The sequence below is a fragment of the Streptomyces sp. NPDC085932 genome (assembly GCF_044540525.1).
In the GTDB taxonomy this organism is placed as follows: Bacteria; Actinomycetota; Actinomycetes; order Streptomycetales; family Streptomycetaceae; genus Streptomyces; species Streptomyces levis.
Genome location: NZ_JBITSJ010000001.1, coordinates 800,303 through 819,593, shown reverse-complemented (window position 1 = coordinate 819,593; position 19,291 = coordinate 800,303). Strand labels below are relative to the sequence as shown.

The window sequence follows — 19,291 nt, the reverse complement described above, 5'->3', positions numbered from 1 at the left end:
GCTTGGCATGACCCAGACCTCGACCAGGGCTCTCGACGGCATCCGCGTCCTGGACATGACCCACGTCCAGTCCGGGCCCTCGGCGACCCAGCTGCTCGCCTGGCTCGGCGCGGACGTCGTCAAGCTGGAGGCACCGACCGGCGACATCACGCGCAAGCAGCTGCGTGATCTGCCGGACGTCGACTCCCTCTACTTCACGATGCTCAACTGCAACAAGCGGAGCATCACCCTCAACACCAAGACCGAGCGCGGCAAGGAGATCCTGACCGAACTGATCCGGCGTTCCGACGTGATGGTCGAGAACTTCGGGCCGGGCGCGGTCGACCGCATGGGCTTCACCTGGGACCGCATCCAGGAGATCAATCCGCGTATCGTCTATGCCTCCATCAAGGGGTTCGGCGAGGGCCCGTACACCAACTTCAAGGCGTACGAGGTCGTCGCGCAGGCCATGGGCGGGTCGATGTCGACCACCGGTTTCGAGGACGGGCCGCCGCTGGCGACGGGAGCCCAGATCGGGGACTCGGGGACGGGTGTGCACGCCGTGGCGGGCATCCTCGCCGCGCTCTACCAACGGGAGCGCACCGGTCGCGGGCAGCGGGTCAACGTGGCCATGCAGCACGCCGTACTCAACCTGTGCCGGGTGAAGCTGCGGGACCAGCAGCGTCTGGCACACGGGCCGCTCGCTGAATATCCCAACGAGGACTTCGGCGACGAGGTTCCCAGGTCCGGCAACGCGTCCGGCGGCGGCCAGCCCGGCTGGGCCGTCAAGTGCGCCCCGGGCGGGCCGAACGACTACGTGTACGTCATCGTCCAGCCCGTCGGCTGGCGGCCGATCAGCGAGCTCATCGGCCGGCCCGAGCTGGCCGACGACCCCGAGTGGGCGACGCCCGAGGCGCGGCTGCCCAAGCTGAACAAGATGTTCCAGCTGATCGAGGAGTGGTCCTCGACCCTGCCCAAGTGGGAGGTGCTGGAGCGGCTCAACGCGCACAACATCCCGTGCGGGCCGATCCTGTCCACGCGGGAGATCATCGAGGACCGGTCCCTGGCCGCCAACGAGATGGTCGTCACCGTGCCCCACCCCGAGCGGGGCGAGTTCGTGACCGTCGGCAGCCCGCTCAAGCTGTCCGACTCCCCCGTCGAGGTGACCAGCTCCCCACTGCTCGGCGAGCACAACGAAGAGGTCTACGTCGGTGAACTCGGCCTCGGCGACGAGGAAGTGCGCCTGCTCAAGTCGAACGGGGTGATCTGACGTGATGGCCGAGGACCGCCGGGCGCGGGTGCGTTCCCTGCTCGACTCCGTGCGCGCGGAGGGCAGGACCGCGCTGACCGCGCCCGAGGGCAAGGTGCTCGCCGACGCGTACGGCATCGCCGTACCGGGTGAGGAGCTGGCGACCGACGTCGACGAGGCCGTGGCGTTCGCGGCGCGCTTCGGCGGGCCCGTCGTGATGAAGATCGTCTCGCCGGACATCCTGCACAAGACCGATGCCGGCGGGGTGATCGTCGGTGTCGAGGGCGCCGCCGACGTGCGGGCCGCGTTCCACACCATCGTCGACAACGCCCGGGCCTACGACCCGAAGGCCCGTATCTCGGGTGTGCAGGTGCAGGAGCTGCTGCCCCGGGGGCAGGAGGTCATCGTCGGGGCGGTCACGGACCCGACGTTCGGGAAGGTGGTCGCCTTCGGGCTCGGCGGGGTGCTCGTCGAGGTCCTCAAGGACGTCACCTTCCGGCTGGCCCCGGTGGACGCCGACGAGGCGCTGTCGATGCTGGACTCGATCCGCTCCGCGGAGATCCTGCGCGGGGTGCGCGGACAGGCCGGTGTGGACCGGTGGGCCGTGGCGGAACAGATCCGCCGGGTCTCCGAACTCGTCGCCGACTTCCCGGAGATCGCGGAGGTCGACCTCAACCCGGTGATCGCCACCGCGGAGGGGGCGGTGGCGGCCGACATCCGGGTGATACTCGCCGAGTCGCAGCCCCCGCCGCGCCGGAAGTACTCCAGGGACGAGATCCTCACCTCGATGCGCCGGCTGATGCAGCCCGCCTCGGTCGCCGTCATCGGCGCCTCCAACGAGCAGGGCAAGATCGGCAATTCGGTGATGCGCAACCTCGTAGACGGGGGTTTCGCGGGTGACATCCACCCGGTGAACCCCAAGGCCGATGACATTCTGGGCCGCAAGGCGTACAAGAGTGTCACCGACGTTCCCGGTGAGGTGGATGTGGCGGTCTTCGCGATCCCCGCCAAGTTCGTGGCCTCGGCCCTGGAAGAGGTGGGACGCAAGAAGATCCCGAACGCCGTGCTGATCCCCTCGGGGTTCGCGGAGACCGGCGAACACGAGCTCCAGGCGGAGATCGTCGCCATCGCCGAGCGGTACGGGGTACGGCTGCTGGGGCCGAACATCTACGGCTACTACTCGACCTGGCAGGACCTGTGCGCCACGTTCTGCACGCCGTACGACGTCAAGGGCGGGGTGGCGCTGACCTCGCAGTCGGGCGGCATCGGGATGGCCATCCTGGGGTTCGCCCGCACCACCAAGACGGGCGTGTCGGCGATCGTGGGGCTCGGCAACAAGTCGGACCTGGACGAGGACGACCTGCTGACCTGGTTCGGCGAGGACCCGCACACCGAGTGCATCGCGATGCACCTGGAGGACCTCAAGGACGGCCGCGCCTTCGTGGAGGCCGCCCGCGCGACCGTGCCGAAGAAACCGGTGGTCGTCCTCAAGGCGGGCCGTACGGCGGCGGGTGCGAAGGCGGCCGGTTCGCACACCGGTGCCCTGGCCGGTGACGACGCGGTCTACGACGACATCCTCCGCCAGGCCGGTGTCATCCGGGCGCCCGGGCTGAACGACATGCTGGAGTACGCGCGCGCGTTGCCCGTGCTGCCCGCTCCCCGGGGCGACAACGTCGTGATCATCACGGGCGCCGGCGGCAGCGGTGTGCTGCTCTCCGACGCCGTGACGGACAACGGCCTGTCGCTGATGGAGATCCCGCCCGACCTCGACGAGGCGTTCCGGAGGTTCATCCCGCCCTTCGGTGCGGCCGGCAATCCCGTGGACATCACCGGGGGCGAGCCGCCGTCGACGTACGAGGCGACGATCCGGCTGGGGCTGGAGGACCCGCGCATCCACGCGCTGGTTTTGGGCTACTGGCACACGATCGTCACTCCCCCGATGGTCTTCGCGGAGCTCACCGCGCGCGTGGTGGCCGAATTCCGCGAGCGTGGGATCGAGAAGCCCGTGGTGGCCTCGCTCGCGGGGGACGTGGAGGTCGAGGAGGCCTGCCAGTACCTCTTCGAGCGGGGGGTCGTGGCGTACCCGTACACGACGGAGAAGCCGGTGGCCGTGCTCGGCGCGAAGTACCGCTGGGCGCGGGAGGCGGGGCTGCTGGGGGGCGGTACATGAGGTGAGGCAGCGGGGGGCCGGCCGACGGTGCGCGTCGGCCGGCCCCGGGACCCGCACGCGCACGAAAGGCATGGGACAGGGGGCGCTGGCCAGATCTTTCGACGCAAGGGGTGCGACACGACATGACAACGACCGATCTGCCCACCACGGTTCCCTACCGGGAGGTCACCGACGCGAACGGCCGCGTCTACCGTCTCGGTGAGACCGACATCGACATCATGGGGCGCAAGCGCAAGTGGATGGTGATCCTGCCCTGGATCGGCATGATGGGCATCTCCTCCGCCGAGTACGCGTTCGCGTCCGCCGAGGAGACCCTGCACACGGCGCACAGCTGGAACAGCATGCACATCTTCTGGATGATGACCGTCTGGGTCTTCTTCCAGGCCGCGGTGGCCTTCCCCGCGGGCAAGCTGCGAGAGAGCGGAAAACTCCCGGCCCGCTGGGCCATGATGTGCGGCGCGGCGGGCACCCTCATGGGCTACCTGTCCCTCGCCTTCGCACCGCACGTCGTCTTCGCCTACATCGGGTTCAGCATGTTCAGCGGCATGGGCGCGGGCATGGTGTACGCCACCTGCGTCAACATGGTCGGCAAGTGGTATCCGGAGCGCAAGGGCGGCAAGACCGGCTTCGTCAACGGAGGCTTCGCCTACGGCTCGGTGCCCTTCGTCTTCCTCTTCAACGGTTACATGGACCTCACCAACTTCCGCTGGGTGCTGGTCTCGGTGGGTGTGTTCCTGGCCGGGATCGTGGCCTGCTCCGGCTACTTCTTCAGGGACCCGCCGAAGAACTGGTGGCCCGCCGACATCGACCCGCTCAACCCGCCGAAGGACCCGCGCGCGGCCCGCTCGATGCGCATGAACCCGCCGGCGGTGCGCCAGTACTCCCCCAAGGAGGCGTGGAAGACCGGCCGGGTGGCCCTCATGTGGTTCTGCCTGGCGTGCACCTCCGGCGTGAACATCTTCGGCATCGCCTTCCAGGTGGAGATCGGCGAGGAGGCCGGCTTCGCGGGCGGCATCGTCGCCACGGCCATGTCCCTGAAGGCCATCGTCAACGGCACCGGCCGCGGTGTCATCGGCTGGCTCTCCGACCTCTACGGCCGCAAGCGGTGCCTGCTGGTCGTGTGCGTCATCCTGGGCCTGTCCCAGTACGGCATCCTCTGGTCGGCGAACGCCGAGAACCTGCCGCTGTTCCTGGTCTTCTCGTCCATCTCCGGCTTCGGCGGCGGCGCCATCTTCCCGATGTTCGCCGCGCTCACCGCCGACTACTTCGGTGAGAACAACAACGCGTCCAACTACGGCATGGTCTACAGCGCCAAGCTGGTCTCCGGTCTGGGAGCGGGCATGGGTGCCGTGGTCGTCGGCGCCTGGGGACACTCCGGTGCCTTCATCCTGGCCGGTTCCATCTCCCTCTTCGCCGGCTGCGTGGCCCTGTTCCTCACCCCGCCGGGACGCGACAAGCAGAAGCGCCGCATCGCTCCGAACCCGCAACCGCTCGGCGAGGACACGACCTGACATGACGGCAGAACCGCTCGCGGCCTCGTCCGCGGCCGCGCCGCCGCACACCGTCCCCCTCCGCAGCACGACCTTCTTCCACGGCCGCGTCCACCGCCTCGGCGGGACCGGCGGGCCCGTCCCGGGCCGGGCGCGGCCGGTGTGCTGAGCCCGCCCCACGTGAGGAGGCCCCTCCCCGGCCGGGGAGGGGCCTCCTCATGCGATGCCGGCCGTCAGCACTTCTCCCGCAGCGAGTGCAGGTGCGCGCTGGAGCGGCGGGCGAAGGTGAAGGACTCGGCCGGGTTGTCGTGCTCGGCCTGCCAGTGGTGGGCCAGGCGGTGGCCGCGCAGCCGGGTCACGGCGGAGATGAACCGCTGGTAGTCGATGTCGCCGTCGCCGACGTCGGTCATGCGGTAGCCGTAGGGGTCCGACGGGGTGCTCTCGCCGTCCTTGACGTGGAACAGCGGGTAGCGGTCGGGCTGCCGCAGGACGTAGTCGAGCGGCTCGAACGGCGCGGGGGTGCCGTCGGGCCGCTTGGAGAAGCGGAACTGGCCGACGTACGCCCAGTAGATGTCCATCTCCAGATAGACCAGGTCCGGGTCGGTCTCCTTGAGCAGGACGTCGTAGAGGCGGACCTTCGGGTTGTCGGTGGCGAAGGAGAACTCCTCGGAGTGGTTGTGCTGGTAGAACTTCATGCCCCGGGCCTTGGCCGCGGCCCCGTAGGTGTTGAAGTCCTCGGCGGCGCGCTTCCAGGCGTCGACGGTCGAGCCGTAGCGGAACGGGCCGGCGGCGGTGCCGATGTGCTTCAGGCCGAGGGCCTGGGCGTCGTCGAGGACCTTGGTGAGGTTCTGCGCGAAGGTGTAGGCGTTCGGGTCGTCGGAGTAGTAGCCGACGTGGCTGCCGATCGGGTTGAGGCCGTGGCTGCGGGCCAGCCGCTTGAGCTGGGCGAGCGTGATGGGGCCCGCCGAGCCCTGGGTGTAGCCGGCGAACTCGACCTCGTCGTAGCCGTAGCGCTCCAGTTCGGCGAAGACGGGGCCGAAGCCGAGGGTGGAGACCTTGTCGCGCAGGCTGTACAGCTGGATGCCGAGGCGTCCGGGCGGCAGGACGGGCCGGCCGCGGCCCTTGCCCGCGGCGGCGGTACCGGTGGTGGCGGTCGCCGGGGCCGCGGTGGCGGGGGCCGCCGCGCCGAGCAGGGCGGCGGCGGTGGCACCGGCGGCCACGCCGAGCATGCCTCGTCTGCTGAGGCGGTGGCTCAGCTCGGGGTCGGGCTGGGAGAAGCGGCTCATGCGGGGAACTCCTCGTGATCGCGGGGCGTTGTCAGTGGTGAGTGCTTCACTTGTGACCAGTCGGGACCAAGGACTTCGCCTGTGGTGGTGGCCACGGCTTTGGCCTCAGCCCAGACCGGCGAGTCGGAGCAGCAGTGACTTCACATCGGTGGCCGCGACGCGGTCGCCGACAGCGCGGGGGGTGGAGCAGATGAGGAGCGGACCGTCGTCGTCGCTCTGCGGAAGGCGGCCGTGGCTGCCGCGAATAGGTGAGGGGTCCAGGGGCACGACCGCCATGCGGTAGCGCATGCCGAGTTTCTTGCGCGCCAGCGCGGTGGCCGCCTTGACCTTGACGTAGGGGTCGAGGGGATCCATGAACAGCTCGACCGGGTCGTAGCCGGGTTTGCGGTGGATCTCGACGAGCTGCGCGAAGTCGGGCGCACGGGCGTCGTCGAGCCAGTAGTAGTACGTGAACCAGGCGTCCGGTTCCGCCACGGCGACGAGTTCGCCCGCGCGCGGATGGTCGAGGTGGTGGGCCTTCTTGCCCTCGTCGTCGAGGAGTTGCTCGATGCCGGGCAGGCCGTCCAGGGCGGCACGCGTGGCGTCGAGGTCCTCGGGGCGGCGCACGTAGACATGGGCGATCTGGTGGTCGGCGACCGCGAAGGCCCGGGAGGCCATCGGGTCGAGGTACTCCATGCCGTCCTGGGTGTGCACTTCCAGCAGGCCGGCTCGGCGCAGGGCGCGGTTGATGTCCACGGGCCGGTTCACGCGGGTGATGCCGTACTCGGACAGCGCGACGACCGTGCGGCCCTCGGCGCGGGCCTCGTCCAGGAGCGGGACCAGGGCGGCGTCCAGGTCGGCGGCCGCCTTGAGGGAGCGGGGATCGTCGGGACCGAAGCGCTGCAGGTCGTAGTCGAGGTGAGGGAGGTAGCAGAGCGTCAGGTCGGGGTGGCGGGTGCGGATGACGTGGCGGGTCGCGTCGATGATCCACCGGCTGGAGACGAGATCCGCTCCGGGGCCCCAGAAGTGGAACAGGGGGAAGGTGCCGAGTTCCTCGGTGAGTTCGTCGTGGAGCGCCGGCGGGCGGGTGTAGCAGTCGGGTTCCTTGCGGCCGTCGGCGTAGTAGACCGGGCGGGGGGTGACGGTGATGTCGGTGTCGGCGCCCATGGCGTACCACCAGCAGATGTTGGCGACGGTGTAGCCGGGGTGGGCGCGGCGGGCGGCGTCCCAGAGCTTGTCACCGGCCACGAGCCCGTGGTGCTGGCGCCACAGCAGGACGTCACCGAGTTCGCGGAAGTACCAGCCGTTGCCGACGATGCCGTGCTCGGAGGGCATGGTGCCGGTCAGGAACGTGGACTGGGCGGCGCAGGTGACGGCGGGCAGGACGGTGCCCAGCGGGGCGACGGAGCCGGAGCGGCCGAGCGCCTTGAGGTGGGGCATGTGATCGAGGAGACGGGGGGTGAGACCGACGACGTCGAGGACGAGGAGCGGCGTGGGGCGCTCCGCACCGGCCGGGGCCGGCTGCTCGGGGGTGCTCATGGCAGCTCCTTCAGGCCGAGGTCGGTCAGCAGGTCGCGGGCGAGGGTGAGTTCGGCGGCGATGCCCTCGGCGAGCTGGGCACGGCCCTTGGGTCGCAGCTCGGGCGGGAGCGCCTGCCAGGTGTAGGTCTCGACCTCCAGGTGGCGGGTGAGCGGGGCCGGGCCGCCGACGAGCCGGGTCAGTGCGGTCTTCAGGACCGGAAGGGTGGAGGTGAGGGGCGCGGCGGGGGCCGCGTGCAGGGGGACGTGGAAGTGGGCGCGCCAGGGTGCGGCGTCCGGCAGGGCGTGCCCGGCGAGGGCCTCGTCGAGATCGTCGGTGGCGCGCAGCCCGGCGGCGGTGGCCGTGCGGGTCTGGTGCAGGAAGCGGGGTTCGGCGAAGGCGGCGAGCGCCTCGCGGACCTCCGGCAGATGGGGGTGTTCGGCGTGCAGGGCGGCCGAGAGCTGGGATTTGACGACGGGGACGCGGGCTTCGGCGAGGGCGTCCAGGGCGGTGTGCGGATCCTCGAAGGAGGTGGCGAGGTGGCAGGTGTCCACGCAGATGCCGATGCGGTCGCGGCCGATCGCGGTGAGCGGGGCAATGGCGTCGCGGGTGGTCTCGACGACGCAGCCGGGTTCCGGCTCCAGACCGACGCGGAGGGAGCGGCCGGTCAGTTCCTCGATGGCGTCCAGGCGCTCGGCGAGGGTGCGCAGCGCTGCCCGGGCGGTCTCGGCGCGCCGGTCGTCGTACGCGGTGCGCCAGGCCAGGGGCAGGGTGGAGATGGTGCCCTCGGTGACGTCGTCGGGGAGGAGCCCGGCGAGGACCCGGGCCAGGGCGGTGGTGTGATCGAGGCGCTGGGGATCGGCCCAGTCCGGCTTGTACACCCGGTACTTGACCTCTTCGGCGCCGAAGCCCTCATAGGGAAAGCCGTTGAGGGTGACGACCTCCAGGCCGCGCCGGTCGAGCTCCGTGCGCAGTCCGCGCAGGGCCGACGGGTCGGTGACGAGGGCGTGGGCGGCGTCCTTGGCGAGCCACAGCCCGATGCCGAGCCGGTCGCGGCCGAGGCGGCGGCGGACGGGCTCGCAGTGGTCGCGCAGCTGGGCGATCACACCGTCGAGGGTTTCGGCGGGGTGGACGTTGGTGCAATAGGCCAGGTGGACGGTGGTGCCGTCGGGGTGGCGGAAGCGCATGGCTCACGCCTCCGCTGCGGGGACGCGGGCCGGGTCAGCGGCCCCGGGGTCCGGCTCGTGCGGGTCCTTCGGGGCGCCGCGGAGGATCGAGTTGCCCTCGTGCGTGGCCTCGGTGCCGGTGACGTCGAGGTTCAGGCGGCCGCTGAGTCCGTAGAAGGCCACCGGGTTGCGCCACAGCACCCGGTCGACGGTGTCCTCGTCGAAGCCCTCGGCGAGCATCAGGTCGGCCACCTTGCGGGTCTTGAGCGGGTCGCTCTTTCCCCAGTCGGCGGCGGAGTTGACCAGGACCTGCTCGGGGCCGTAGGCGCGCAGGATCGCGACCATCCGCTCCTCGTCCATCTTGGTGTCCGGATAGACGGAGAAGCCCAGCCAGCAGCCGCTGTCCTTGGCTTCCTTGACGGTGGTCTCGTTGAGGTGGTCGACCAGCACCCGTTCCGCAGGCAGGGCGGACTCCCGGACGACGTCGAGGGTGCGGCGCAGCCCGGCGAGCTTGTCGCGGTGCGGGGTGTGCACGAGGGCGGGCAGCCCGTGGTCGGCGGCGAGCTGCAACTGCGCGGCGAGGGCGGTGTCCTCGGCGGGAGTCATCGAGTCGTAGCCGATCTCCCCCACGGCGACGACGTTGTCCTTGACGAGGTAACGGGGCAGTTCGTCGAGGACGGGCACACAGCGCGGGTCGTTCGCCTCCTTGGGGTTGAGGGCGATCGTGCAGTGGTGGGCGATGCCGTACTGGGCGGCGCGGAAGGGCTCCCAGCCGAGGAGGGCGTCGAAGTAGTCGCGGAAGGAGGCCGGCGAGGTCCGGGGCTGACCGAGCCAGAAGGCCGGCTCGACGACGGCGCGGACGCCGGCGGCGTACATGGCCTCGTAGTCGTCGGTGGTCCGGGAGGTCATGTGGATGTGGGGGTCGAAGATGCGCATCAGGACTCCTTGCCGTGGGGGTGGTCCGGGCCCGGGGCAGGGGTGGCGGACTCGGTCAGGTCCAGGACGCGGTACAGGTCCTCGGGGACGGGGCGGCCGGCGGCCGTGCGTTCGGCCGCGTAGTCGCCCAGCATGCGGGCGAGTTCGCCGTCGCCCCGGGCCCGCCGGGGCAGGTCGGCCACGTGGTCGACGGGGACGCCGGTGAACAGGCACTTCAGCACGGCGTGCCGCCAGGAGTGGGCGTCCAGGTGCCGGGCGGCGTACGGGCCCACGGCGGTGGCGAGGAGCCGGGTGTCGTTGGTGCGCAGGGCGTCCTCGACGAGCGGCAGGGCGGCGGGGCCGGACACGAGGTGGGGCAGGGCGTGCAGGACGGCGCGGCGCTCGTCGGCGGTGCCCTGGAAGTACACGCGGGTCAGGGCGTCGGTGCCGGCCCGGGCCGCGTGGAGGATGAGGACGCGTGCGGCGTCGGCGTGCGCGGCACCGCAGCGGCGGCCGGCCTCGGCGAGACGCAGCTCCCACGCGGAGATGGGGCCGTGGATGCCCGGGTGGGCGGCGGCCTCGTCCAGGGCGTGCTCCAGCCAGGTGCGGGCGGCCTGGTCGAGGTCGGCCGTCAGCCGGTGGCGGAGATCGGCGAGCGAGGAGAGGGCGGCAAGGCCGGTGAGGGCGGTGTCCGGCGTGGAAGTCGTGCGGGAGGTGGGTGCCGGGTCGGGGGTGGCCGAGTCGGAAGTGTCTGAGCCGGGGGTGGCCGAGTCGGAAGTGTCTGAGCCGGGGGTGGCCGAGTGGGAAGTGGCTGGGTCGGGAGTGGCTGGGTCGGGGGTGGGTGAGCCGGAAGTGGCTGGGTCGGGGGTGGACACCTCGGGGTGGGCCTCGGTGCCGGGGGCGTTCGGGGTGCTGTCGGTTCTCGCCGTGGGTGTGACATGGGGGTGGGTCATGGGGTGCTGCTCCCTTCAGGGGTGGTGGAGGGAGCGCCGTGGGGTGGCGCGGCCTGCTGGAGGGCCGGAGCGGGGGACGGCAGCGCGGCGGCGGCCGCGGCCCGCTCGGCGTGGCGGAGGAAGGGCAGGGAGTGCGCGGCGAAGTGCGGGCCCGCGTGGGAGTGGCGGGGCAGTTCGACGACGGTCAGTCCCTGGTAGCCGGTGGCTGCGAGGGCCGCCAGGACCGGCGGGAAGTCGATCTCCCCGTCCCCGAAGGGGAGGTGTTCGTGGACGCCACGCCGCATGTCCTCGATCTGGACGTGCCGCAGCCAGGGAGCGGCCTCCCGGACGCAGTCGGCCGGAGGCAGGGGTTCGAGGCACTGGCAGTGGCCGATGTCCAGGGTGAGGCCGAGCGGCTCGGGGTCGCCGAGGGCGCGGCGCAGGTGGTGGAAGTCGGCGAGGGTGGCGAGGAGGTGACCGGGCTCGGGTTCGACGGCGAGCGGGACGCCGGCGGTGGCGGCGGCGTCCAGGACGGGAGTGAGGGCCTCGGTGAGGCGTTTCCAGGCGGTGCCGGAGTCGGTGTCCTGCGGGAGGATGCCGCTGAAGCAGTGCACGGCGTGGGCGCCGAGGTCGGCCCCGACGCGGACGGCCCGGAGGAGGAGGTCGACGCGGCGGGCCCGGTCGTCGGGGTCCGGGTCGAGCAGGGACGGGCCGTGCTTGCGGCGCGGGTCGAGCACATAGCGGGCCCCGGTCTCCACGGTGACGCCCAGGCCCAGCGCGTCCAGCCGTTGCGCGACGCGGCGGGTCCGGGCGGCGAGGTCGGGGGCGAGCGGGTCGAGGTGCATGTGGTCGAGGGTCAGTCCGACGCCGGAGTAGCCGAGGTCGGCGAGGAGGGAGAGGGCGTCGTCGAGACGGAGGTCGGCGAGACCGTTGGTCCCGTAGCCGAAGCGAAGGGCGGAGACGGCGGGGAGGGCGTCGGGGACACGGCCCTGTGAGCTCATGTGACGCTCACCTTCTTCGCGAACTTGGCTCCCAGTGGGGCGAGGGCGGCGATGAGGAGCGCGCCGGCCGTGCCCCGGGCGCGCGCGGTGAGAGCGGCCTGGAGGGGGATCGTGGCGCGGATGCCGGCGCCGACGGCCCGTTGGGTGAGAGGAGGGGACGGGTTCAGGGCGGCGTGGACGTAGGGGCGGGCGGTGGCCGCGGCGTAGGCGGCGGCGCCGGCCGTGGTGAGCAGGGTCGCCGCGGACGGACGCCCGGCGGCACCCCGGACGGAGCGAGGGCCTGCCGCCCCGAGGGCGTCTGCCGGCGGGCGGCCGGTCGCCGGTCCCGCGGACGGGTGGCGTCCGGTACCCGCGGCCGGGACCCGGGTCACCAGACGGGTCAGCAGGGCCGTCGTCGCGAGGGCCGCCAGTGGGGCCAGAGGCGCGCCGCCCTGGGCCTCGTGACGGGAGACGGTCGTCACGGCGACGGTGTGGGTGCCGAGGAGAGCGGCGGACGGCAGGGCCGGGCCTGGGCGGCCGGTGCTGGCCGCGGCTCCCAGGAGCAGGTCGAGGCCCCGGGCGGCCCCCATGGCGACGGGTCCGGCCGGGGTGTGCTTCAGGCCGAGGTCGTACGCCCAGACGGTGGCGGCCAGGGGTGCGGCCACGGTCAGGGCCGGCCGTCCGGCACGGGCGGCCAGGGCCAGTCCGGCCGCGGTGAAGGCGCAGGCGGCCGTGAGTGCGGCGGCCGGCCGGATGCGGCCGGAGGGCAGGGGGCGGTGGGGGCGTTCGACGGCGTCGACGTCGCGGTCCGCCCAGTCGTTGAGGGCCATGCCGGCCTCGTAGAGGCAGAGGGAGGAACCGATGGCGAGCAAGGTGCGGGCGCCGGGCCGCGCCCCGGCCGCGGCCGTGCCGGCCAGGGCGTCGCCGGGGACGCTGAACAGGGCGGGCAGACGCAGGAGTTCGGCCCAGGCGCGCCTGCGCGAGCGGCGGCCGGTGCGGGCACGGAGGGCCGGGCCCCGCTCGGTGCCCGACGCGCCGGCCACGGACACGGCGTCCGCACACGCACAGGACGCCTCATCACCCCCCACGCCGCTCACCCCGGCTCCCACTCCAGCTCCGGCACCGAGTCCGGCTCCCACTCCGGCTCCGGCTCTGGTACCGGCGCCGACTCCGGCTCCCACCCCAGCTCCGGCACCGGGTCCAGCACCGGCACCGGCTCCCACTCCGGCACCGGCACCGACACCGGCACCGGCACCGGCGCCGACACCCGGTCCGGCTCCAGCACCGGCACCGGCTCCGGGTCCGACCCCGGCCGGCGATGTGCCGTGGGTGCACCCGCAACGGCCTTCGCGCAACGTCACTGTGCTTCTCCCGGCGTCTCGGCCCGCTCCCCCGATCCCGTGTCCCGGCCGCCCCCTCCCCCGGGCCTCCCCAACTCCCGCCCGAACCGCACCAGTTCCTCGTACTGTTCGGACAAGCCGGCGGGGCCGTCCCCCACCGGGTCCTTGAAGTAGAACCCGAGGGCGCCGAGCGGGCCGGACAGGCCGGCTTCGTGGGCGCGGGCGGTGAGGCGGGCGAGGTCGAGCACCAGGGGCGCGGCGAGCGCCGAGTCGCAGCCCTGCCAGATGGTCTGCAGGATCATGCGCGTGCCGAGGAAGCCGCCGAAGGCGATGTGGTCCCAGGCGGTCTTCCAGTCGCCGAGGGCGGGGACGTCGTCGATGTGGACCTCGCCCTCGGGGACTTGGCCGAGGGTGTCGGCGAGGACGCGTTCCTTGCCGGCGTTCTTCGCGGCCGCGGCGGCCGGGTCGGCGAGGGCGGCGCCGTCACCGCCGCCGAGCAGGTTCGTGCCGGACCAGGCCCGCACGTGCAGGGCCCGCTGGGCGAACATGGGGCCCAGCACGGCCCGCAGCAGGGTCTGCCCGGTCTTGCCGTCGCGGCCGGCGTGGGGCAGTCCGCTGTGCTCGGCCTCGCGGGCTGCGACGGGGTGGTGCAGGCCCTCGGAGGGGGTGAAGTTGACGTAGGGGCAGCCCGCCCGCAGGGCCGCCAGGGCGTACAGGGTGCTGGCGGGCAGGGGGGCGCCGGGGCCCTGGGAGGCGGGTTCGGTGGAGGCGACGTTCACCACCACGGTCCGCTCCAGGGCGTGCCGGCGCGTGAAGTCGCGGATGTCGTCGGCAAAGGCCGTGATCAGGTCGGCCTCGCTGCGGGTGTCGCCGGGCGTGGGGCCGCCGGGGCGGATCTCCCGGTCGGCGGCGGCGAGCTCGGCGGCGACGGCGGTGGCGATGCCCGGGGGCAGGACGCCGCCGGCGGTCAGGGTCTCGGCGCGTTTGGGCAGGGGGCAGTCGAGGGTGTCGTGGCCGCCGAAGACGAGGTCGGACAGGGCGGGAAGCCGGCTGTCGGTGAAGGCGGGGGTCTCGGTCACCATGCCGGTGGGCGGGTGCAGTCCCGCGGTGACGGCGGCGCACCCCGTGACGACGGTGGTGGCGACGGAGCCTCGGGCTCCGATCAGCCACACCCCCACACGAGGTCGGGGAAGGGACGCGGACATGGGCAGCCTCCTGGTCGTGCGCGAACCCGGGGGGAGGGGGGGAGACGGCGGGCGGGGGTCCGGCGTCCCCCGCCCGCCGCCGTTCACTGGCCCTGGACGGGCAGTTCCTTGAGCTGGATGTTGCGGAAGGAGACCTGGTCGTCGGCGCCGTGGTTCTGCAGGCCGATGTAGCCGTCGGTCAGGCTCCGCTCGGGGTCCTTGTTGGTGAAGTCGTTGATCTTGACTCCGTTGAGGAACACCTGGAGGCGTTCGCCCTGGACCTTGATCTCGTAGGAGTTCCACTGGCCGGGCGGCCGCAGAACCTGGTCACGGGCCTTGATGTTGGCCGACTTGAAGGAGTACACGGAGCCGGTGGTGCGGTCGGGCGCGTCCGTGGCGTCGATCTGGATCTCGTAACCCTTGTTCACCGCGGACCAGGGGTCGTCGGAGGCCGGGAAGCCCACGAAGATCCCGGAGTTGTCGTCGCCCTGCATCTTCCAGTCGAGCTTGAGCGAGTACGACTTCAGCTCCTTGGCCTGGTACCAGAGCAGGCCCATGCCGCCCTCGGTCTCCATCACGCCGTCCTTGACGACGAACTTGCCGGGGCCGGCCTGCTTCCAGCCGTCCAGGGTCTGGCCGTTGAAGATCTTCCGGTAGTCCTTGCTCGGCTTGCAGTCCGCCTTCACCTGGCCGGTGGCGTACTGCAGGCCGCCGAGCAGGTGGGCGCGGAAGGCCTCGTCGGCGTAGGACTCCTTGGTGTGGCCGCCGCCGGTGTAGAAGGAGCGGCCGCCGCCGTAGCTCTGGCACCAGGCGATCGGGTGGTCGCCCTTCATGGTGCCGCCCTGGTAGGTGGTCTCGTCCAGGGTGGCGAGGACCTTGGCCTGCTCGCGCGGGTTGGTGCGGTAGTTGTACCACTCGTCGGTGCGCTCCCAGGCGTCGCCCAGGTGCGCGGTCGACGGGTGGTCGTGGTCCTCGACGCGGACGGTGGCCTTCTGGATGGCCGGGTGCGAGTGGAAGTAGGCGCCGACGAGGCCGCCGTAGAACTCCCAGTCGTACTCGGTGTCGGCCGCCGCGTGGATGCCCATGTATCCGCCGCCGCCCGCCACGTAGTTCTCGAACGCCTTCTGCTGCTCGGCGTTGAGCACGTCGCCGGTGGTGGACAGGAAGGCGACCGCGTCGTACTTGGCGAGGTTGGTGGTGGTGAACTGCCGGGCTTCCTCGGTGGCGTCGACCGTGATGCCGGCGGGGCCGCCGAGTTCCTTCAGCGCGGCGATGCCGGCCGGGATGGAGTCGTGGCGGAAGCCGGCGGTCTTGGAGAAGACCAGGACCTTCTTGCCGCCCTTGAAGGGCTCCTTGGAGAACTCGAAGTCGTCCACGTCGAACAGCGCGCCCTCGCCGCCCTTGAAGACCAGGTAGATGTCGGTGGTCTTCTTCGGCAGTGACCGCAGCGGCACGTCGACGTTCTGGAACGTCTCCCAGCCGCCGGTCGGCGGGATGTGGGCCGAGCCGTGCAGCGGCCCCTCGGGGGATCCGGTGCGCAGTTCGACGAAGCCGCCCGCGCCGCCGGAGGAGGCCCGCACGGTCATCTTCTTCTGGCCGTCGAACCGGTAGGGGGTGAAGGAGATCCAGTCGCCGTCGTTGATGTCGCCGACGGTCTTGCCGCCGTTGGCGCCGGTCTTGTCGATGACGGACACGCCCGACTGGGTGGTGAAGTGCTCGCCCTGGCGGTGCAGCGGCTGCAGGACGGTGCGGGCCGTGCCGGTCAGCTCCTCCTGGCCGTTGGCGCCGCCGTCGGTGTAGCTGGCGCCGACGACGCCGTAGATGTTGGCGTTGGGGTCGTGGCCGCCGTCACCGGGCGGCGGCTTCAGGGTGCCCTCGCAGCCCATCTCGCTGGTGAGCTCGTGGGCGTGGGAGTCGTGGCCGAGGCTGTAGGCGACCTTGACCTTGGAGCAGTCGACGGTCTCCTCGGGGTCGGTGACGGTCACCTTGAACGGGACGGGCTGGCCGAAGGCGGCGAGGGTGCCGTTGGCGGGGACGTCGATGCGCACCTTGGGCTCGGTGTTGCCGACCACGATGCGGACGCTGGCGTTGCCGGTGTTGCCCTCGGGGTCCTTGGCGGTGAAGGTGGCGCTGTAGGTGCCGACCTTCTTGTACCGGTGGGTGGGGTTGAGACCCTCGCCCTTGGTGCCGTCGCCGAAGTCCCAGCTGTAGGTGAGGTCGGTGGAGTCGGCGTCCTTGGCGGAGCCGGTGAAGGTGACCTTCAGGCCGGCCGCTCCGGACGTCTTGTCGGCGCTCACCTCGGCGATCGGGGAGAAGCCGTCCTCGGCGTTCTCGATGCGGTAGAGGGCGGAGTTCTCGTCGCCCTGGAACCAGGAGACACCGTAGTCGAGGACGTAGAGGGCGCCGTCGGGGCCGAACTCCATGTCCATGATCTGGGTGCCGGTCCACGGGAAGTCGTTGATCTTCGCGACCGTGCCGTCCTCGTTCTGCTCGATCCGCTTGATCCAGCGCCGGCCGAACTCACCGGCGAAGAAGTCGCCGTCGTAGGCCTCGGGGAACTTCACGCTGGAGTCGAGGTCGGGGTCGTAGCGGTAGACCGGGCCGGCCATCGGGGACTCGGAGCCGGTGCCGAACTCCGGCACGGAGCCGCCGTCGTACGGGATCCAGGCGGCCTGCGCGGGCGGCAGGTCCGTCAGGCCCGTGTTGTGCGGGGAGGTGTTCTTCGGGGCGGCGCAGTCGAACTTCTCGCCGGACTCCTTGGTGGCGAAGTCGTAGTCGACGTAGGCGTCGTTGTTCCCGGTGCAGAACGGCCAGCCGAAGTTGGCCGCCTTGGTCACCTTGGCGAACTCGACCTGTCCGGCCGGGCCGCGCTTGGGGTCGGCGGCGCCGGCGTCGGGGCCGTAGTCGCCGACGTAGACGATGCCCGTCTTGTCGTCGACGCTCATCCGGAACGGGTTGCGGAAGCCCATCGCGTAGATCTCGGGACGGGTCTTGTCGGTGCCCGGGGCGAAGAGGTTGCCCTCGGGGATCGTGTAGGAGCCGTCCTCGGCGACCTTGATGCGCAGGATCTTGCCGCGCAGGTCGTTGGTGTTGCCGGAGCTGCGGCGGGCGTCGAAGGCCGGGTTGCGGTTCGGCCGGTCGTCGATGGGCGTGTAGCCGTCGGAGGCGAAGGGGTTGGTGTCGTCGCCGGTCGACAGATAGAGGTTGCCCTCGGCGTCGAAGTCGATGTCGCCGCCGACGTGGCAGCAGGTGCCGCGGGAGGCCGCGACGTCGATGACCTTCTTCTCGCTGGCCTGGTTCAGGGTGCCGTTGGCGTTCAGCGTGAAGCGGGAGAGGCGGTTGACGCCGTCGAACTTCTTGAAGTCCTCGGCGGTGCCGGTCTCCGGGGCGTCGCCCGCGGGGGTGTCCAGCGGCGGGGCGTAGTAGAGGTAGATCGCCCGGTTGTTCTTGAAGTCCGGGTCGACGCCGACGCCTTGGAGGCCTTCCTCGTCGTGGGTGTAGACGGGGATCTTGCCGGCGACCTTGGTGACGCCGCCCTGGTCGGTCAGGCGCAGCGTGCCGTCGCGCGAGGTGTGCAGGACGCTGCGGTCCGGGAGCACGGCGAGCGACATCGGCTCGCCCATCTCGGGTTCGCCCTTGGCGAGCGGCACCTGCTGGAACTGTCCCTCGGCGGCCGCCGGTTCGTCGTGCTCCGGGTGGCCGGGGTGGGCGCCGGCGACGCCGGCCGGGGTGCCCACGGCCAGGAGCAGGCCGGTGAACAGGGCGAGGGTGGTGCGCAGTTTGGGGCGTCTGGGGGTGCGGGTGCTTGTGAAGCTGGTTCTGTGCACGAAGTCCCTCCGGGAACGGGTGGGCCGTACGGGGTGGGTACGAAGACGTGCGGTGCGGGCGCCGGGGTGCGCCGTCACCCCGGAGGTGCGTGTGTCCTGAACACTTCAAGGACGGTAACCGCCTCCGTCCGGGGCGAACACCCCTTGTGCCAGGTTCGGTTCAGCTTTCTCCCAACACAGGACAAAGCGGTATCCGGGCAGGTCGGAGGGGGGACCGGCAGGAGGTGCCGGTCCCCGTCCCCGACCTGGGCCGGGTGTGCGGTTCAGCTGTTGAACGCGGCGTCGAACGACGCGCTCGGCGGCTCGAAGTCGAAGGCCTTCAGGCGGGTCAGCGCCTCGGGCGCCCCCTGGAGCCGGTCCATGCCGGCGTCCTCCCATTCGACGGAGACCGGGCCCTGGTAGTCGATGGAGCGCAGCATCCGGAAGACGTCCTCCCAGGGCACGTCGCCGTGCCCGGCGGAGACGAAGTCCCAGCCGCGCCGCGGGTCGCCCCAGGGCAGGTGGGAGCCGAGCCGGCCGTTGCGTCCGTCGAGGCGCTTGCGGGCCTCCTTGCAGTCGACGTGGTAGATGCGGTCGCGGAAGTCCCACAGGAAGCCGACGGGGTCGAGGTCCTGCCACACGAAGTGCGAGGGGTCGAAGTTGAGGCCGAAGGCGGGGCGCCGGTCGACGGCTTCGAGGGCGCGCTGGGTCGTCCAGTAGTCGTAGGCGATCTCGCTGGGGTGGACCTCGTGCGCGAACCGCACGCCCTCGGCGTCGAAGACGTCGAGGATCGGGTTCCAGCGGTCGGCGAAGTCCTGGTAGCCGCGCTCGATCATGGCGTCGGGGGCGGGCGGGAACATGGCGACGAGATGCCAGATGGCGGAGCCGGTGAAGCCGATGACGGTGTCGACGCCGAAGGCGGCCGCGGCCCGCGCGGTGTCCTTCATACGCGCGGCGGCCCGCTGCCGGACCCCCTCCGCGTCCCCGTCGCCCCAGACCGCGTCCGGCAGGATCGCCTCATGGCGTTCGTCGATGATGGCGTCGCAGACGGCCTGGCCGACCAGGTGGTTGGAGATCGCCCAGCACTTCAGGCCGTACTTGTCGAGCAGGGCCCGGCGGCCGTCCAGGTACCCGGGGTCGGACAGCGCCTTGTCGACTTCGAAGTGGTCGCCCCAGCAGGCGAGTTCGAGGCCGTCGTAGCCGAAGTCGCGGGCCAGGCGGCAGACCTCCTCCAGGGGCAGGTCCGCCCACTGGCCGGTGAAGAGCGTGAAGGTGCGCGGCATGGAAAGGGGCCTCC

The 19,291-nt window shown here is 71.7% G+C and carries 15 protein-coding genes; 4 read left to right on the top strand and 11 right to left on the bottom strand.

Going from position 1 to position 19,291, the window contains the following annotated elements; all coding sequences use genetic code 11:
• Positions 1-7: 7 nt before the first annotated feature.
• From frc to ACIGAQ_RS03230, 4 genes are all read left to right on the top strand, one after another.
• Entirely contained in the window at positions 8-1,249 is a 1,242-nt protein-coding gene (gene frc, locus ACIGAQ_RS03245; RefSeq protein ID WP_311681026.1) for a formyl-CoA transferase, read from the top strand.
• A 4-nt stretch (positions 1,250-1,253) separates the two neighbouring features.
• Entirely contained in the window at positions 1,254-3,398 is a 2,145-nt protein-coding gene (locus ACIGAQ_RS03240; protein WP_399778764.1) for an acetate--CoA ligase family protein, read from the top strand.
• A 122-nt stretch (positions 3,399-3,520) separates the two neighbouring features.
• The gene (locus ACIGAQ_RS03235) at positions 3,521-4,909 is read left to right on the top strand and encodes an OFA family MFS transporter (protein WP_311681024.1); all 1,389 of its coding nucleotides are present in this window, start codon (positions 3,521-3,523) and stop codon (positions 4,907-4,909) included.
• A gap of 1 nt (position 4,910) precedes the next feature.
• Entirely contained in the window at positions 4,911-5,057 is a 147-nt protein-coding gene (locus ACIGAQ_RS03230) for a hypothetical protein (protein ID WP_399778762.1), read from the top strand.
• Between the two features lie 64 nt (positions 5,058-5,121).
• On the opposite strand, the gene ACIGAQ_RS03225 is transcribed toward ACIGAQ_RS03230, so the two are convergent.
• The 11 genes from ACIGAQ_RS03225 to ACIGAQ_RS03175 form a co-directional block, all read right to left on the bottom strand.
• A complete protein-coding gene (locus ACIGAQ_RS03225; RefSeq protein ID WP_311681022.1) occupies positions 5,122-6,174 on the bottom strand; it encodes a sugar phosphate isomerase/epimerase in 1,053 nt (350 codons plus the stop codon).
• 105 nt (positions 6,175-6,279) lie between these two features.
• Positions 6,280-7,692, bottom strand: coding sequence for a nucleotide pyrophosphatase/phosphodiesterase family protein (locus ACIGAQ_RS03220; RefSeq protein WP_399778760.1), 1,413 nt, complete (start codon positions 7,690-7,692; stop codon positions 6,280-6,282).
• Positions 7,689-8,858, bottom strand: coding sequence for a metabolite traffic protein EboE (gene eboE / locus ACIGAQ_RS03215; protein WP_399778758.1), 1,170 nt, complete (start codon positions 8,856-8,858; stop codon positions 7,689-7,691). Before eboE ends, ACIGAQ_RS03220 begins: the two co-directional genes overlap by 4 nt.
• 3 nt (positions 8,859-8,861) lie before the next feature.
• On the bottom strand, positions 8,862-9,773 hold the full coding sequence (locus ACIGAQ_RS03210) for a TatD family hydrolase (RefSeq protein ID WP_399778756.1): 912 nt from the start codon (positions 9,771-9,773) through the stop codon (positions 8,862-8,864).
• Positions 9,773-10,627, bottom strand: a complete 855-nt coding sequence (locus tag ACIGAQ_RS03205; RefSeq protein ID WP_399780653.1) for an EboA domain-containing protein — start codon at positions 10,625-10,627, stop codon at positions 9,773-9,775. The genes ACIGAQ_RS03210 and ACIGAQ_RS03205 overlap by 1 nt, the downstream gene beginning before the upstream one ends.
• Before the next feature lie 74 nt (positions 10,628-10,701).
• Entirely contained in the window at positions 10,702-11,685 is a 984-nt protein-coding gene (locus ACIGAQ_RS03200) for a sugar phosphate isomerase/epimerase family protein (RefSeq protein WP_399778754.1), read from the bottom strand.
• On the bottom strand, positions 11,682-12,707 hold the full coding sequence (locus tag ACIGAQ_RS03195) for an SCO3242 family prenyltransferase (RefSeq protein ID WP_399778752.1): 1,026 nt from the start codon (positions 12,705-12,707) through the stop codon (positions 11,682-11,684). The genes ACIGAQ_RS03200 and ACIGAQ_RS03195 overlap by 4 nt, the downstream gene beginning before the upstream one ends.
• Before the next feature lie 50 nt (positions 12,708-12,757).
• Complete coding sequence (locus ACIGAQ_RS03190) at positions 12,758-12,955, bottom strand: hypothetical protein (RefSeq protein ID WP_399778750.1); 198 nt, start codon at positions 12,953-12,955, stop codon at positions 12,758-12,760.
• A gap of 66 nt (positions 12,956-13,021) precedes the next feature.
• On the bottom strand, positions 13,022-14,209 hold the full coding sequence (locus ACIGAQ_RS03185; protein ID WP_399778748.1) for an inositol-3-phosphate synthase: 1,188 nt from the start codon (positions 14,207-14,209) through the stop codon (positions 13,022-13,024).
• 83 nt (positions 14,210-14,292) lie between these two features.
• On the bottom strand, positions 14,293-18,015 hold the full coding sequence (locus ACIGAQ_RS03180; RefSeq protein ID WP_399778746.1) for a ThuA domain-containing protein: 3,723 nt from the start codon (positions 18,013-18,015) through the stop codon (positions 14,293-14,295).
• A 263-nt stretch (positions 18,016-18,278) separates the two neighbouring features.
• Positions 18,279-19,277: a sugar phosphate isomerase/epimerase family protein gene (locus tag ACIGAQ_RS03175; RefSeq protein WP_311681010.1), complete on the bottom strand. Its 999-nt coding sequence runs from the start codon at positions 19,275-19,277 to the stop codon at positions 18,279-18,281.
• Positions 19,278-19,291 lie beyond the last annotated feature (14 nt).

Excerpts from the sequence above, each read along its gene's own strand:
- frc (WP_311681026.1), top strand. The coding sequence starts at position 8 with ATGACCCAGACCTCGACCAGGGCTCTCGACGGCATCCGCGTCCTGGAC.
- ACIGAQ_RS03240 (WP_399778764.1), top strand. The coding sequence starts at position 1,254 with ATGGCCGAGGACCGCCGGGCGCGGGTGCGTTCCCTGCTCGACTCCGTG.
- ACIGAQ_RS03235 (WP_311681024.1), top strand. The coding sequence starts at position 3,521 with ATGACAACGACCGATCTGCCCACCACGGTTCCCTACCGGGAGGTCACC.
- ACIGAQ_RS03230 (WP_399778762.1), top strand. The coding sequence starts at position 4,911 with ATGACGGCAGAACCGCTCGCGGCCTCGTCCGCGGCCGCGCCGCCGCAC.
- ACIGAQ_RS03225 (WP_311681022.1), bottom strand. The coding sequence starts at position 6,174 with ATGAGCCGCTTCTCCCAGCCCGACCCCGAGCTGAGCCACCGCCTCAGC.
- ACIGAQ_RS03220 (WP_399778760.1), bottom strand. The coding sequence starts at position 7,692 with ATGAGCACCCCCGAGCAGCCGGCCCCGGCCGGTGCGGAGCGCCCCACG.
- eboE (WP_399778758.1), bottom strand. The coding sequence starts at position 8,858 with ATGCGCTTCCGCCACCCCGACGGCACCACCGTCCACCTGGCCTATTGC.
- ACIGAQ_RS03210 (WP_399778756.1), bottom strand. The coding sequence starts at position 9,773 with ATGCGCATCTTCGACCCCCACATCCACATGACCTCCCGGACCACCGAC.
- ACIGAQ_RS03200 (WP_399778754.1), bottom strand. The coding sequence starts at position 11,685 with ATGAGCTCACAGGGCCGTGTCCCCGACGCCCTCCCCGCCGTCTCCGCC.
- ACIGAQ_RS03185 (WP_399778748.1), bottom strand. The coding sequence starts at position 14,209 with ATGTCCGCGTCCCTTCCCCGACCTCGTGTGGGGGTGTGGCTGATCGGA.
- ACIGAQ_RS03175 (WP_311681010.1), bottom strand. The coding sequence starts at position 19,277 with ATGCCGCGCACCTTCACGCTCTTCACCGGCCAGTGGGCGGACCTGCCC.